The sequence below is a fragment of the Defluviitalea raffinosedens genome, from assembly GCF_016908775.1.
In the GTDB taxonomy this organism is placed as follows: Bacteria; Bacillota; Clostridia; order Lachnospirales; family Defluviitaleaceae; genus Defluviitalea; species Defluviitalea raffinosedens.
In genome coordinates, this window is sequence record NZ_JAFBEP010000003.1 from 1 (window position 1) to 15,109 (window position 15,109).

General features: G+C 36.5%; 12 protein-coding genes. 1 reads left to right on the top strand and 11 read right to left on the bottom strand.

Features of this window, described 5'->3' with window-relative positions; all coding sequences use genetic code 11:
- Positions 1 to 335: 335 nt before the first annotated feature.
- From glmS to cdaA, 4 genes are all read right to left on the bottom strand, one after another.
- Complete coding sequence (gene glmS / locus JOD07_RS03250; RefSeq protein ID WP_158739482.1) at positions 336 to 2,171, bottom strand: glutamine--fructose-6-phosphate transaminase (isomerizing); 1,836 nt, start codon at positions 2,169 to 2,171, stop codon at positions 336 to 338.
- Positions 2,172 to 2,203: 32 nt separating this feature from the next.
- Positions 2,204 to 3,556 (bottom strand): phosphoglucosamine mutase, encoded by a 1,353-nt coding sequence (glmM, locus tag JOD07_RS03255; protein ID WP_158739481.1) that lies wholly within the window; start codon positions 3,554 to 3,556, stop codon positions 2,204 to 2,206.
- Positions 3,557 to 3,806: 250 nt separating this feature from the next.
- Positions 3,807 to 5,105 (bottom strand): CdaR family protein, encoded by a 1,299-nt coding sequence (locus tag JOD07_RS03260; RefSeq protein WP_158739480.1) that lies wholly within the window; start codon positions 5,103 to 5,105, stop codon positions 3,807 to 3,809.
- Complete coding sequence (cdaA, locus tag JOD07_RS03265; protein ID WP_207756786.1) at positions 5,098 to 5,961, bottom strand: diadenylate cyclase CdaA; 864 nt, start codon at positions 5,959 to 5,961, stop codon at positions 5,098 to 5,100. The genes JOD07_RS03260 and cdaA overlap by 8 nt, the downstream gene beginning before the upstream one ends.
- A gap of 221 nt (positions 5,962 to 6,182) precedes the next feature.
- On the opposite strand from cdaA, the gene JOD07_RS03270 reads away from it, so the two are divergent.
- Complete coding sequence (locus tag JOD07_RS03270) at positions 6,183 to 6,866, top strand: BON domain-containing protein (protein ID WP_204612191.1); 684 nt, start codon at positions 6,183 to 6,185, stop codon at positions 6,864 to 6,866.
- Positions 6,867 to 6,894: 28 nt separating this feature from the next.
- On the opposite strand, the gene JOD07_RS03275 is transcribed toward JOD07_RS03270, so the two are convergent.
- The 7 genes from JOD07_RS03275 to greA all read right to left on the bottom strand — a co-directional run bounded on the left by JOD07_RS03275 (position 6,895) and on the right by greA (position 15,021).
- Complete coding sequence (locus tag JOD07_RS03275) at positions 6,895 to 9,300, bottom strand: homocysteine S-methyltransferase family protein (protein ID WP_204612198.1); 2,406 nt, start codon at positions 9,298 to 9,300, stop codon at positions 6,895 to 6,897.
- A complete protein-coding gene (locus tag JOD07_RS03280) occupies positions 9,293 to 9,940 on the bottom strand; it encodes a vitamin B12 dependent-methionine synthase activation domain-containing protein (protein ID WP_204612200.1) in 648 nt (215 codons plus the stop codon). Before JOD07_RS03280 ends, JOD07_RS03275 begins: the two co-directional genes overlap by 8 nt.
- An 81-nt stretch (positions 9,941 to 10,021) precedes the next feature.
- Positions 10,022 to 10,987: a hypothetical protein gene (locus tag JOD07_RS03285; RefSeq protein ID WP_158739476.1), complete on the bottom strand. Its 966-nt coding sequence runs from the start codon at positions 10,985 to 10,987 to the stop codon at positions 10,022 to 10,024.
- The gene (locus JOD07_RS03290; protein WP_158739475.1) at positions 10,941 to 11,402 is read right to left on the bottom strand and encodes a hypothetical protein; all 462 of its coding nucleotides are present in this window, start codon (positions 11,400 to 11,402) and stop codon (positions 10,941 to 10,943) included. The genes JOD07_RS03285 and JOD07_RS03290 overlap by 47 nt, the downstream gene beginning before the upstream one ends.
- A gap of 210 nt (positions 11,403 to 11,612) precedes the next feature.
- Complete coding sequence (locus JOD07_RS03295) at positions 11,613 to 12,842, bottom strand: putative glycoside hydrolase (protein WP_204612202.1); 1,230 nt, start codon at positions 12,840 to 12,842, stop codon at positions 11,613 to 11,615.
- Between the two features lie 163 nt (positions 12,843 to 13,005).
- A complete protein-coding gene (gene lysS, locus JOD07_RS03300) occupies positions 13,006 to 14,514 on the bottom strand; it encodes a lysine--tRNA ligase (RefSeq protein WP_158739473.1) in 1,509 nt (502 codons plus the stop codon).
- A 30-nt stretch (positions 14,515 to 14,544) separates the two neighbouring features.
- Complete coding sequence (gene greA / locus JOD07_RS03305) at positions 14,545 to 15,021, bottom strand: transcription elongation factor GreA (RefSeq protein WP_158739472.1); 477 nt, start codon at positions 15,019 to 15,021, stop codon at positions 14,545 to 14,547.
- Positions 15,022 to 15,109: the final 88 nt, after the last annotated feature.

Consider the following 15,109-nt stretch of genomic DNA (forward strand, 5'->3'; position numbering starts at 1 on the left):
GACCCTCCTTGGTATTTATTGTTTTCAGCGACTAATATTTTACCAAAAAGAGTGGTCTCTTGCTATTTTTTGTCCTAGAACAATTTTACACTAAGCTGCATTGTTACTTTAAAATAAAATTAGTTGTAAATAGAAAGAATCTCAAAGAATACCAAAAGGCTTTTTATTACATGGGAAATACGGAAGATTTTCCACGTAAAAAAAATCCCGCAGTAAATGAAAGTTTTCCTTCATCTACTGTGGGATTTTAAAAAGAATTTTATAGCGTGAAATTTATTATAAATAGAGGTGGGTCAATTGAATTATATAACAGGTTTGATTGTATTAATTTTATATTATTCCACAGTTACAGACTTTGCTAAGTTTCTTGGCTTATCTACGTCATGACCTAAGGCTGTTGAAACGTAATATGCAAAGAGCTGCTGCGGAATATTTGCAAGTAAGGATGTAAACATCCAGTGGGTTTGTGGAATGTAGATGACATCGTCCACAACTTTTTCGATTTCAGTATTGCCTTTTACGGCTATAGCAAGGACTTTGCCGTCTCTCGCTTTGATTTCTTTTAAGTTGCTCACTGTTTTTTCGTATAGATCTTCTTGCGTCACTATACCTATAACAAGGGTAGCATCTTCAATTAATGCAATGGGACCATGTTTTAATTCTCCTGCCGCATAAGGTTCACTATGCACATAAGCAATTTCTTTAAGTTTAAGTGAACCTTCCATAGATACCATATAATCAAGGCCCCTGCCTACATAAAATACGTTTTTGGAATGCACATATTTATCTGCCAGTCTTTTTATTTTTTCTGCCTTGCTCAGTACCCTGTTCACTTTCCTTGGCAATTGATATAATTCATCTCTTAATGATACAAATTCATCTTCTGTCATCTTTCCTAATTCAAGAGCAATATGACAAGTCAAAAGGTACATGGCAGCAAGTTGTGCGGAATAGGCTTTCGTCGAAGCTACTGCAATTTCCGGCCCTGCCCAGGTATAAAGGATGTCATCGGCTTCTCTTGCTATGGAACTTCCTACTACATTGACAACACCAAGAACTCTTGCCCCTCTTTGTTTTGCCAGGCGAAGGGCTGCCAGGGTATCTGCTGTTTCTCCTGATTGAGAAATCACGATCATAAGAGTGTTCTCATCTATTACAGGATCTCTGTATCTGAACTCTGAAGCAACTTCTGCAACTACTGGTACTCGTGTAATTCTTTCTATCAGGTATTTGCCTACAAGTCCGGCATAATAAGCCGTTCCGCAGGCAACAATGTAAATTTTATTGATATTGTCTAATTCATCTTTAGAAAGTTTAATCTCATCTAAAACCACTCTGTTTTGATTTTCCGGAAGTCGTGGCATTAAGGTATCTTTAACCACTTTTGCCTGCTCAAAGATTTCCTTTAACATAAAGTGGTCATAACCGCCTTTTTCTGCAGCAGCCACATCCCAGGTTACTTTAAATACTTCTCTATTCACCTGTTCTTTATTTTTATTGATGATCTTAACATCTTCTTTTGTTAAAATGGCTATTTCTTCATCTTCTAATAAATATACGTCTCTGGTATATTGAAGCACTGCAGGTATGTCAGAAGCTATATAATTTTCTCCCTTGCCCAGTCCTACAATAAGGGGACTGTCTTTTCTTACAGCAATCAATAAATCTGGGTGATCTTTAAATAAAACCCCTAAAGCATATGAGCCTTCTATTTTGTTCATTGCCTTAACAACAGCATCTACCGGATCTTCCTTATGTTTATAATAATAATCAATCAGATGAACAGCCACTTCTGTATCGGTTTCTGATACAAATACATACCCATGGCTGATTAATTCATCTTTTAATTCCATATAATTTTCTATAATTCCATTATGAACAACGGTTATACTTTCATCTCCATTGGTATGGGGATGGGAATTTTCATCAGAAGGTGCTCCGTGAGTTGCCCACCTGGTATGGCCTATCCCTACAGTTCCTTTTACAGTTCTGCCTTCAAGTTTCTCTTCAAGGTCTTTAAGTCTTCCTTTAGTTTTTACAATATTTATAGATGAACCATTATAAACAGCTATTCCTGCTGAGTCATATCCTCTATACTCCAGTTTTCTTAAGCTTTCTATCAGGATTGGAGAGGCTTCCTGGTCCCCGATATATCCTACAATACCGCACATATAAATACCCCCTTTATCTCCTATCTTTTAAACTATTTATTTAATTCTGTTTTAATCAGCTCTGCTAATTTTTCCGCTTCTTCTTTTAATACTTTTTCATCTTTTCCTTCTATCATGACGCGAATAAGAGGCTCTGTTCCAGAAGGGCGAATAAGTACTCTTCCTTCTCCGGCAAACTTCGCTTCCAGCTCTTCAATGGCTTTTTTAACAGTTTTATTTTCTAAGTAAGAATACTTCTTCTCATTAGAAACTTTCGCATTCACTAAAACCTGAGGAAGTACTTCCATGACACTCGCTAGTTCTGAAAGCTTCTTGCCAGTTTTTTTCATTACTGATAAAAGCTGAAGGGCAGTAAGTATGCCATCTCCAGTGGTATTATAATCAAGGAAAATGATATGCCCCGATTGTTCTCCACCTAATTTATAATTGTCTTTTAGCATTTCTTCTAATACGTAACGGTCTCCTACTTTCGTCTTTTCAACATTAATGCCGTTTTTTTCTGCCATAATGAATAGCCCTAAATTGCTCATGACTGTTGCAACGATTGTATTGCCTGTCAGAGTATTTTCCTTTTTCATCTGAAGGCCGCAGATTGCCATAATCTGATCACCATCAACGAGATTGCCATTTTCATCGACAGCCAGGCATCTGTCAGCATCTCCGTCAAAAGCAAGACCAAGATCCACTTTATTGGCTTTTACAATTTCCTGGAGTGCTTCTATATGAGTTGAGCCACAATTTTTATTAATATTGCATCCATTGGGCTCGCTGCCTGTTACAATAAGCTCTGCACCCAAAGCTTCCAGTACTTTAGGTCCTGCCATATAAGCTGCGCCATTGGCACAGTCCACAGCTATTTTTAATCCTTTTAAGTCCACGTTGATGGTTGACTTTAAGAAATCTACATAATCATTTAAAGCATCTGGTTCTTCAATGATCGTGCCTATTTCTTCTCCAACAGGTGTTGGAAGTTCTTCTGTATGATCTAATATGATGCCTTCTATTTCTTCTTCCAGTTCATCTCTTAATTTATAACCTTCGCTGTTAAAGAATTTGATGCCATTGTATTTTACCGGATTGTGAGAGGCAGAGATCACAACCCCTGCATCGGCTTTATATTTTCTTGTAAGGTATGCCACTGCCGGAGTAGGTACAACTCCGAGTTTTACAGCTTTTGCCCCTACGGAACAAATACCTGCAACCAGAGCTGCCTCCAGCATATTTCCTGATATTCTGGTATCTCTGCCAACTAAAATGATCGGTTGATGATGGGTTTCTTTTGTAAGTACATAAGCTCCAGCCTGCCCTAATTTATATGCTAGTTCTATTGTTAATTCTGTATTTGCTACACCACGAACACCATCTGTTCCAAATAATCTTCCCATTTCCAGCACCTTTCTTTTCTTATTTTAATCATAATATTTATATAAATTTTTAATTTTACACTATGTGTAAAATCCTTCCTCATTATAGCATCGTGTTAAATTTACGACAACAAATTTGAGAAAAAAATTATACAACTTTTATTGTTGGTATATACATCTTGTCATAGTGGTATATATCTTATATCCTATATATATGCTTTTAAAAATAAAATGACACAAAAAAAGAAGTGCCAATGCACTTCTTTTTTTATCATTCGGTTGCAGGAACACCTTCATGTTCAGGCACCTCTTGTTCTTCTTTAGGTTCAACAAGTTCTATTTCAACTTGAGGCGCCTCTCCTACTTGTCTGATGTTTTTAGGTAAAGTAAAGTTTACCGTAACTGTATGCTTACCTACACCATAATCCGAAACATCGATACTTCCTGCGATCATATTTTCAGTAATCTTATTAATGTCCTCTTCTATGCCTTGAAGATATACTGTAACTTCCTTTGAAATGTACCTAAATTGAAGATCTGTTTTAACGGTTAAACTTGAAGTCGGTATCTTAAATTCTCTTACAACTTGCTTTTTAACTTCTATAGTAACGGCTACCTTGGTATCTGTACTATTCCACAAAGAAACTCCCGAAGGAAGAATGATTTCTGGATTGAATGTAGTAGTCTTGTCTAAATGATCAAAGATAATCGTTGAAAGTTTAATCTGACTTAAGTTATTCACAACATTTTCAGGACCAACTATTGTAACTTCCTGAGGTTCTATTTTGATGCCTGTTGAAATATAGCCCTGGGCATAGGTCCCTTGTATATCAGCCTGTAGAACCGCCCTTCTCTTTTTTCCTACACTAAGCTGAACGGCTACGTTGTCAGTGCTTTTTTCAAGACCTAAAATTTCTTTTCCCTTAGCATCATATGCTTTAGGTTCAAGACCTAGAATTTTTTCACTGGTTACAATATCGGATACATTGACAGATACTTTAACAGAATCCACTTGATCAATCAAGGACTCTGCACCGGATAACACAATCTCACCCGGTGTTACCTTAGGCCCTAAGACCACGTAACCATCTTCTGTTTGTCCCTCAATATCAACCTGAATGGTCTTTGTCAAAGTTTTTCTCTTTTCTAAAATAACATCCAAGTATCTGATCTGATTCTGTTCTTCAAAAACAAGTCCCCTATATTCATCAGAGAATGAAATAGCAATGGGAATTTTATTGACTTCATCGGCTTTTGTGTAACGAAACAATTCAAGATCTGCAACAGCTTTAATCTCATTTAAGTACTTCTTATTGTTTTTTAAGCTCTCAAGAGTTAATCTGTTTCCTCTTAAATTAATCTTAATCGTTTTATTCTCAATTTCATCTAAATTAGATACAATAAGGTCATATTTTGATGTAACAGTCTCCAAATTTTCAATGGTAACGGGAATCGTAAAAGACATCGTTTCTTCGGGATTTTTTATATTGATAACAATAAGCCATAAACCTATCGCCAAAATAAGCGAAAAGATCTTCCATTCTAAATTTTTCCCAAAAAAATCACTCATGCTTATTTCGCCCCTTCCATAGTACAAGTTTTTTCTTTTCTGCTTTCTTATTGGGGGCATCCGTTAACAGGTTTCTTATGAATTCTCCCTTAACATTTCGTGTAAGAGAACCAAATTGCGTCACTGATATAGTTCCCGTTTCTTCTGATACGACAATTGTAATGGCATCCGAAACTTCACTTACCCCTAAAGCCGCCCGGTGCCTTGTCCCTAATTCTTTGCTGATTTCTAAGCTATCCGTTAAAGGAAGATAACACGTTGCTGCCGATATTCTGTTGTTTTTGATAATCACTGCCCCGTCATGGAGAGGAGTGTTATGCTCAAATATATTTATAAGAAGCTGAGAAGTGACAATCGCATCGAGCATAATACCCGTTCTTTCGTATTCACCCAGCTTAACGTCTTTTTCAATAACGATAAGGGCGCCTGTCTTCTCCTCTGACATATGTTCCACTGCTTTAACAATGGCCTCTATTGTTTTTTGAGAAATCGTCTCATCTTTTTCTTTTTGGTCGATCATAAAAGAAGAAAATAAGTTCCCTCGTCCAAGTTCCTCTAAGGCTCTTCTAAATTCAGGTTGAAAAACAACAAAGACTGCAATAATACCTACAGATATCGCATTGGATAAGATCCACCATACAGTATTTAAATGAAAGACATATGCAATAATAGCAACTGAAAAAACAACAAAAAGGCCTTTAAAAAGTGCCCATGCCCTGGTGTCCTTAATCCACGTAATAACGATATAAATAAGGTAGGCAACAATAAGAATATCAATAATATCAGCAATACCTATATGAGGGATATTCGTAACAGATATTTTTAATTGTGACAGAATATCTTTTAATGAGTTCAACCTGATTACTCCTCTTTAATTATAATGTTACTTTTAATTATACCATGTTTTATAGGGATTTGCTAAAGCTTTTACAATGAATTTTGACATGGTAAATTATACAAACTTTTTAGAAATTTAAGCTTGTCTATTATTAATATACGTTGTGCCTGGCATAAATTCCTTCTTTTTTTGAAATACTATGTAAAAACCTTATTGTAGGCTGTCGAAAGGAGATTTTTATGGATAAAGATAACGAATTGGTTCACACTATAGAAACTGCTCTTAGAGAAAATTTAAAACATCAGGTAATTGACCTTAATATTCATGCCACCGATGGGACCGTATATTTGACAGGCTTTGTGGATTGCCTGGCAGATAAAATTCAAGCAGAAAAGGTGGTTCAAAACTATGTTCCCCATGTTCGTTTTGAAAATAATTTAACCATTGCTATGAATGGAAATATATCAGATAAAGAACTTAAGGAGCAAACAGAAGACAATCTTCGTCACTGCGAATTTGCCGATCGTCTAAGGAATGTCAATGTAAAAGTAGAAGGCGGTTCCGCCACTCTGATCGGAAGTGTCAATACTTTAGCTGACGAAATTAAAGCTCTGGAAGTAGCAAGACAGACCATCGGCCTTAAAGATGTCGTAAGCAATTTGACCATAGAAACTGCCGAAGAAATGTATGATGATGCACTGTTAAAGAGCATGGTTCAGCAGGCACTCAATAAGTCTGATTTAGACAGGCATTCCATTATCCCAACGGTAGAAAAAGGTGTCGTGACTTTAGAAGGAATGGTCGACCATAGATACGAAGTAGAAATGGCTGGAGAATTAATCGCCAATGTGGATGGCGTTATAAAAATTAAAAACCATTTACGAAATCGCCAGGATGATGGAGAAGATCCATATGTGTATTAAACTAAACAGGCGGCCATTGGCCGCCTTCTTATTTTTCTAAAGCCTGGGCTAATCGTACTGCTTCAATGGCATCCCCTGCATAGCCATCGGCTCCTATTTCTTCGGCAAATGCCTGGGTAACCACTGCACCGCCCACCATAAATTTCGTATCAAGCCCTTCTTTTTTTGCTGCATCAATCACAACACCCATTTCTCCCATGGTAGTTGTCATAAGGGCTGACAATCCCACAATGGGGGCATTATGTTCTTTCACTTGTTTTATGATTTCTTCTTTTGGCACATCCTTACCTAAATCAATGACTTCAAAACCATAATTTTTAAGCATGAGTCCAACAATATTCTTGCCAATATCGTGGATATCTCCTTTAACAGTTGCAATAATGACTTTAGTTTTCTTTCTGGCATTGTCTTCTTTAAGAAGAAGAGGTTCTAAATAGTTAAATCCGGTTTTCATGGCTTCCGCACTCAAAATAAGCTGAGGAAGAAAATATTCTTTTTGATCGTATAATTCCCCTACTTTATTAATGGCTGGAATGAGGAGCTCATCCACTATATCAAAAGGTTTCATCCCTTCATCCAAAGCTTTTTTAATATAGCCCTCTATGGCTTCTTTCTCTCCTTTTAGTACAGCCTCATAAATCTTTGTCCTTGTATTTTCCTCTTTTGGCTTTTCATCTATGCTTTTAGAAATCGTTTTGGATTGTCCGAAATACGCTATATAGTTTTTACTGTTTTCATCTCTTCCAATCAGAACATCTCCTGCCATTTTTAATTCCATTAAGTTTTCGCTGCTTGGGTTGGCAATAGCCATATTAAGGCCTTTAGCCATTGCCATCATTAGAAATGCAGAATTTAACCATTTTCTTTCAGGAAGTCCAAAGGATATATTGGACAATCCAATAATGGAAGAAGTTTTTAAGTGTTTTGTGGCATATTCTATAACCCCAAGCGTCGTAAGGGATGCCTTTTGATCGGCAGATACAGTCATTACAAGACCGTCTACAACCATGTCTTGTGGTCCATAACCTATTTTTTTAGCTTCTTCTAAAATTCTGTCGAGGACTTTAATCCGCCCTTCTGCAGTAGCAGGTATTTCCTGATCGTCTAAAGGCAAGGCAATAAACATTGCTCCATATTTGGCTGCAATGGGAAGGAGCTTTTCTAATTTTTTCTCTTCTCCGGAAATAGAATTTAAAAGTGCTCTCCCTGGATAGATTCTAAGGGCGGCCTCTATAACTTCTGGGCTGGAGGAATCTATACATAAAGGCAATTCGCTCAAGGTAGAGAGGTTCTCTACCACATTCACCATAACCTTTTTTTCGTCAATACCGGGCATACCAACATTAACATCTAATATGCTTGCCCCTTTTTGCTGTTGTTCTAGGGCCAGGCGTCTTACTTCCGAAAGTTTCCCATCTAAAAGTTCCTGCTGCAGCTTTTTCTTTCCTGTCGGATTAATTCTTTCACCTACAATAACCAGGGGCATATTTTCCCCCATAAATACTGTTTTTCTTGCAGAGGTAAGAGCACTTATTTTGCTCTTAAGCCACATTTTAGGCACAGCACTTTCAGTTCTTTCTTTTATGAGTCTGATGTATTCTGGCGTTGTGCCACAACATCCTCCAATAAGGTTTACCCCTATATTGGTGAATTCATCTATGAAGCTTGCGAATTCTTCCGGTCCTAAATCATAGAAAAGCTCTCCATCTTTGACTACCGGAAGCCCTGCATTGGGTTTTACCAAAATAGGTACTGTAGCAACACCTTTCATCTCCTTAAGTATATGAATCATATCCTTAGGTCCTGTGGAACAGTTGCATCCTATAACATCTGCCCCCAAGGACTGAAGGGTAATGGCAGCAGTAATGGGGTCAGTTCCTGTTAGAGTTTTTTCGTCTTCTCCAAAGGTTAGGCTCACCATCACAGGTAAGTCAGTAGTTTCTTTAACTGCCAGAAGCGCTGCTCTTGCTTCCTGGATATCGATCATGGTTTCAATGACAAATAAATCAACGCCCCCTTCCACAAGGGCTTCTACCTGTTCTTTATATACTTCTACCGCTTCTTCAAAAGCTCTTTCTCCGAAAGGTTTTATGAATTCCCCTGTAGGAGAAAGATCGCCTGCAACTAAGATATCTCTCCCAACAGCTTCTCTTGATAATTGCACTAAACTCATATTGATTTCTCTTACTTGATCTTCTAATCCAAAGGTTTTAAGTTTCCAACGGTTTGCTCCAAAGGTAGGGGCATAAACAATATCAGATCCGGCTTCTTTGTAAGATCCTTGAATTTCCAATATAGCATGAGGATTTTCCAATATCCACTTTTCAGGGCATACACCTTGGGGCATACCTTTCTTCTGAAGCTGTGTGCCGGTGGCACCGTCTAAAATGAGTATTCTTTCTCTCAGCAGTTCATAAAATGTAGTTTTATTCATTCCTTTCTTCTCTCCTTATTCTGTTTTCTACGCCGCATATGGCGGTTACCGATTTCTCCGGCGTCATCATGTATGATTTTGTAAGGCTAATGCCTAATTTATCCAATTTAAGCTCTTCAAAAAAAATCTTTTGATATCTTAAATCTAAATCTCCATAACCTGGGCTATAACGCATAGAAGTTAATGCTTTCCCTTCTTTTTGAAGAGTTTTATTGATAAAATCCATAACCCAGGCAACCGTTTTATCGGCCATTTGAGAAGCAGTAGAATCGAAGATAACAGCTTTTACAGAGTTTTCTTTTTTGATTTCATCTTCTATTGCATGGATCATTTCATCTCCAATAGTAGATGCCATTAAAGCCGCTGTTTCACTGTTTTTTAAAAGTTCTGCTAAGCTTTTGCTTTTAACCAAATGCCTTCCTATGGTGATACTGTGGCAAGTTCGCTCTGTTATAGGCAAGATTAAAAAAGCCCCCTTCGGGTGGCAGTGGCTCACGCCTTCCCAAATGAGCTCCTCGATTTGCTCTTTTTGATCTTTTTCTAATTTGGTTTTCGTCTTTTTATATCCCAAGCGGTATAAAATCCTGTCCATAGGCGGCTCAATCCATATATTCTCAAAATATTTAACAGCAGAGTCCATACAATCACTTCCAAATAGTTTTTATGATTTTATACCATAATTTATCTTTTAATGCAAGAAAAACCGCAGAATTCTCTGCGGTTATTCCTCTTTATTTTCTTCTTCAAGATGATTTGGTTCTTGTACAATTCTTTTAATCTCTCTTTTGGGTTTTTCTAAAATAATTTTCGGAATCACTTTAACATAATAATAATTTTCTTCATCTTCAAACTGTACAGATTCTGCTCTGGAATAATCTACGACACGATGCATGAACTGAACAAGAAACATAAGAAACATGGAAATAATATTGGACACCAGTCCTCCCAGTATATTAACATCCATATCCAGAATTAAGATAGCTACTAAAAAACCTATGATATTAATACCGGTTCCAATGCCTATAGCGACATACCATGAATAGTCAAATGAAAATCTGCTGATACAATAAACCGATATGATTGCCAAAGAAAATATAACAATAGTGATGATGGCTGTTTGGTCCTGAGTCACCCACTGAATGGTGGAAACATACATCTTGGCCAATACATTGGGTATATCCATCAGTTCTCCCGATTTCATATTAATAAGCATCTGAATATGAGGGATAAAATACCATATCAAAGTTCCAAAAGCAATAGGAATGATGCCACTAACCCCTACATATAATCCTGCAAATAGCGGAACTACAAAGGGAATTCTTAAAGCAAAGCCTAATAAAAGAGCTAAGATCAATAAACTTTGTTTTGGAAACATCCTAATATAAAGAAGATAAATAATGATTAAGAAAAGGGAAACTAGTACAGCCACTTCTACAGAGACAAAGGCCAGATGAGTCGATACTAAAAAAATGATAAGCAAAAAAAACCATTGAGCCGGAACTATCATTCCTGAAATTCCAAATAAAATACCTACAGGTAATTTGGTCAGTACGATCGCATAACCCATTTTACTTATAAATAAAAAAATAATAAATGATGCAATAAATTTAAGTATAGGAAAGATCATTCTTTCATAGCGTTTATAATAACTGATGATCATCTCTCGTATTTGGTAAATTTGATTCATAAGTTTCTTTCTTTACCTCCTCTTGCTGAGAAGACAACTTGAGTTCCTCCAGCTGCCTTAGCATTTGTAAATACTTTCTGATTCTTTTCTCGGAAGCTTTATACCTTTTTTCATGAACATAGGAAGATAGCACAGAATAAACAACAAGAAGTACGACAATAATGCCTCCTAACCACATTCCGTAAGCCTTGTAGTCTATACTAAAAAGGTCTACTTTCTCTACAAAAATTTTATAAAACAAAATTAAACCTATAATTAAAAATCCGGCAATCGTTACAGAAAGTCTGGTCCACCAGTTTTGAATATATACATAGTCGGATTTAAAATATCCGTTAATTTTCCCATCCAAATTGCCGTGATTCTTCTCATAAATAGCCAACTTGGACATGAGCTTAATCTTTTCTTCATCAATCAAGCACAAATCACCTCTTTACTAAAAGTATTATACAGTATATTCTCCTTATTCTGGAAAAACCCTTCAAATTTCCTAAAAATATTTGTACTTTTAATGCTTATTTATTATAACATAATATCTCACAAATTCACTTCACTTTTTTTAAAAAATTTGTATAAAATAAATAAGCAGAAATTAGCAATAATTTTCTGCTTATTTATTATCGACTATTTATTCTGAAAGCAATCCTCCTACAGAATAACGATTGGAGGGGCTCCATAGAATCCATTCCTCTAAACCTGCATCATAAGTGGCCTGGATTTGCTCTCTGATCTGTTTAGGTCCATAAGGTTGGTAATGGGTAATCCAGGTTGCCGTAAAATCCTGAAGCCAGGGGCGAACAATCGCCCGATGTTCTCCTTCAGGAATTGCTGAAAGTTTTTCATTAGAGGCTTTCATAGCAGCCAAGATAATGTCATAAGGCTGTAAATCAGGATATTTAATGCCAAGAGAGCCATCAGCATAATGGGAAGGATATACCATGGGACAAATATAGTCTAAGTGTTTTGCCATTTCCACATAATCCTGTCCCACAATATCCGCATCTATTTTACTGGTAATAATGGTTCCAAAAACATCTGCCGATACAAATACACCTAAGGGTTTTAATTCCTTTACTGCATATTCTGTAAACTCAGTGATAATCTCTGTTTTCGTTTTCGTTTCAGCCAAAGGCCCCAAATCAACAGATTTCATTCCTGCTGAAGTATCAAAGCGAATATAGTCAAACTGGATTTCTTTAAAACCTACTTTTGCTGCTTCCTTAGCGATATCGATCACATAATCCCATACTTCTTTATTGTAAGGATTGACCCACGCGATTCCTTTGGCACGAAAAATACTGCCGTCTTGATTTTTAATCGCAAAATCTGGTCTTTTTTCTGCTAGATAAGGATCTTTAAAAGCTACAATCCGAGCAATGGGAAAAATATTATTTTCCCTTAACTGATCCATTAACTCATGAATATCCTTAATTCCTACCCTGTCCGTTGCACCGATTTCCTTTGCAATAGGGACATCTGCATCAAAGGTAATATATCCATCATCGCTTTTTACATCTATAACCATAGCATTAATCTCAGTGGTATTTGCGATTTCGATCAGTTCGTCCATATATTGAGGTATGCCAGCTTTCCAGCCTGTAACATAGATCGCTTTTACTTTCTTCGGCTCTAAGTAGGCAGCGTAATCAATCGGAGGCTGTGGCATATAATTTTCAAAGGACAGTATGGAACTTTTTTTGACATCTTGAGTATGATCAGAAGCATTTTTGTCATTTGCTTCTACATTATTCTTAAAATTAAGATACCCTGATCGATGAAGGGAATATCCTCCAATTCCTATTGCAAGAATACCTAAAAAAATTCCTAATATTATAAACTTAAAACCTTTTTGGCCCATATTCATCTTCCACCTTTATCCATCATTCTATATGCCATGTCCCATTATTATACCATATAAATTCTCTTGATTCGACATATTTTTATTTTATCTTTTTTATTATATGTTTAACTCAGACGCAATATGATGGTAAAAAAATAAGTGATGAACCAAAGTTCATCACTTATTTTTTGTTTTCTATAGGTTTCATGGTTGGGAACAGAAGCACGTCTCTTATGGAATAGGAATTTGTAAGGAGCATAACAAGTCTGTCTATTCCTATTCCTAAACCTCCTGTTGGCGGCATACCGTATTCTAAGGCTGTTAAGAAGTCCTCGTCGATCATGTTGGCTTCTTCATCTCCTGCCGCTCTTAATTCTTCCTGGTATTCAAATCTCTTTCTCTGGTCTATTGGATCATTAAGTTCTGAGAATGCATTAGCAAATTCACGGGCAGTAATAAAAAGCTCAAATCTTTCTGTATAATCTGGATTGTCGGGTTTTCTCTTAGCCAATGGAGAGATTTCTACCGGATGATCCATGATAAAGGTCGGCTGGATCAAGTTCTTTTCTACATATTCTTCAAAGAACAGATTGAGGATATCTCCTTTTTTATGGCGTTCTTCATATTCGATATGATGTTTCTTTGCAAGTTCTCTCGCTTCTTCAAGGGTATGGATCTCATTAAAATCTACATTAGCATATTGCTTTACTGCTTCGACCATTGTAAGTCTTGCAAACGGTTTTTCTAAATCGATTTCATCTTGTCCATAGGTTACTTTTGCTGTACCTAAAACATTCTTAGCCACAGTACGAATAAGGTTTTCTGTCAAATCCATCATGCCATAGTAATCTGTATAAGCTTGGTATAATTCTAAAAGAGTAAATTCTGGATTATGTCTTACAGACATTCCTTCATTTCTAAATACGCGACCGATTTCGTATACTCTTTCCATTCCACCGACAATAAGACGTTTTAGATGGAGTTCAAGAGCAATTCTCATATACATATCTATATCCAATGTATTATGATGAGTGATAAATGGCCTTGCAGCAGCACCTCCGGGGATTGTATGAAGCACTGGAGTTTCTACTTCCAGGAAATCTTTATCATCTAAAAATCTTCTTATTTCTTTGATAATCGCAGTTCTCTTAATAAAGGTATCTTTTACCTCAGGATTTACAATAAGGTCTAAATATCTTTGACGGTAACGAAGGTCTGTGTCTTTTAATCCATGCCATTTTTCAGGAAGAATCTGAAGGCTTTTTGAAAGCAATACAACTTCTTCTGCTTTAATGGAGATTTCTCCTTTTTTGGTCTTAAATACTTCCCCTTTAGCCCCTATAATATCGCCAATATCAAAACGTTTGAATTCTTCATAAGCTTCTTCTCCAATGCCGTCTTTTCTAACATAAATCTGAATTCTGCCCTGACGATCCTGTACATCACAGAAGGAAGCTTTTCCCATAATTCTCTTGGACATCATACGTCCTGCTACGCAAACAATTTGCCCTTCCATTGCTTCAAAATTCTTATGAATGTCTTCACTGTGATGGGTTACGTCGTATTTTACCAGCTTGAAGGGGTCTTTACCTTTTTCTTGAAGTTCACTTAACTTCTCTCTTCTGATTCTTAATAATTCATTAAGATCCTGTTCTTCCGTTTCCAAATGGAGTTGGTTTTCTTCCGACATCCGTCTTCCTCCTTAGCTTATTTCTTATTATTATCTATATATTTCAAGTATTTTAAACTCCAGTTTTCCTTCAGGCACTTCAACTTCAACAACATCTCCTACTTTATGGCCTATTAAAGCAGCCCCTACAGGAGATTCATTGGAAATTTTACCTTCTGAAGGATCTGCTTCTGTAGAACCTACAATCGCATAATCCAATACTTCATCAAATTCCATGTCTTGAATCTTCACTCTGCAGCCGAGGTTTATTACATCCACATTAACATCATCTTCATCTATTACATGGGCGTTGCGAAGAATCTTCTCTATTTCTACAATTCTTGTTTCGATTTCAGCCTGTTCTTCTTTGGCTGCATCGTATTCTGCGTTTTCAGAAAGATCCCCCTGTCCTCTGGCTTCTTTGATTTTTTCCGCAACTTCTTTTCTGCGAATAGTCTTTAACTCTTGAAGTTCTTTCTCTAATTTATCCAAGCCTTCGTAAGTTAAAACGATCTTTTTTTCTGCCATAAAGCAACTCCCTTTCTATTCACAATTGATTTAATTTAAAGTATATTAAAGTTCCATCCCCATATTCTTAGGATTATATCGCACCTGA

Excerpts from the sequence above, each read along its gene's own strand:
- glmS (WP_158739482.1), bottom strand. The coding sequence starts at position 2,171 with ATGTGCGGTATTGTAGGATATATCGGGGACCAGGAAGCCTCTCCAATC.
- glmM (WP_158739481.1), bottom strand. The coding sequence starts at position 3,556 with ATGGGAAGATTATTTGGAACAGATGGTGTTCGTGGTGTAGCAAATACA.
- JOD07_RS03260 (WP_158739480.1), bottom strand. The coding sequence starts at position 5,105 with ATGAGTGATTTTTTTGGGAAAAATTTAGAATGGAAGATCTTTTCGCTT.
- JOD07_RS03270 (WP_204612191.1), top strand. The coding sequence starts at position 6,183 with ATGGATAAAGATAACGAATTGGTTCACACTATAGAAACTGCTCTTAGA.
- JOD07_RS03275 (WP_204612198.1), bottom strand. The coding sequence starts at position 9,300 with ATGAATAAAACTACATTTTATGAACTGCTGAGAGAAAGAATACTCATT.
- JOD07_RS03280 (WP_204612200.1), bottom strand. The coding sequence starts at position 9,940 with ATGGACTCTGCTGTTAAATATTTTGAGAATATATGGATTGAGCCGCCT.
- JOD07_RS03285 (WP_158739476.1), bottom strand. The coding sequence starts at position 10,987 with ATGAATCAAATTTACCAAATACGAGAGATGATCATCAGTTATTATAAA.
- JOD07_RS03295 (WP_204612202.1), bottom strand. The coding sequence starts at position 12,842 with ATGGGCCAAAAAGGTTTTAAGTTTATAATATTAGGAATTTTTTTAGGT.
- lysS (WP_158739473.1), bottom strand. The coding sequence starts at position 14,514 with ATGTCGGAAGAAAACCAACTCCATTTGGAAACGGAAGAACAGGATCTT.
- greA (WP_158739472.1), bottom strand. The coding sequence starts at position 15,021 with ATGGCAGAAAAAAAGATCGTTTTAACTTACGAAGGCTTGGATAAATTA.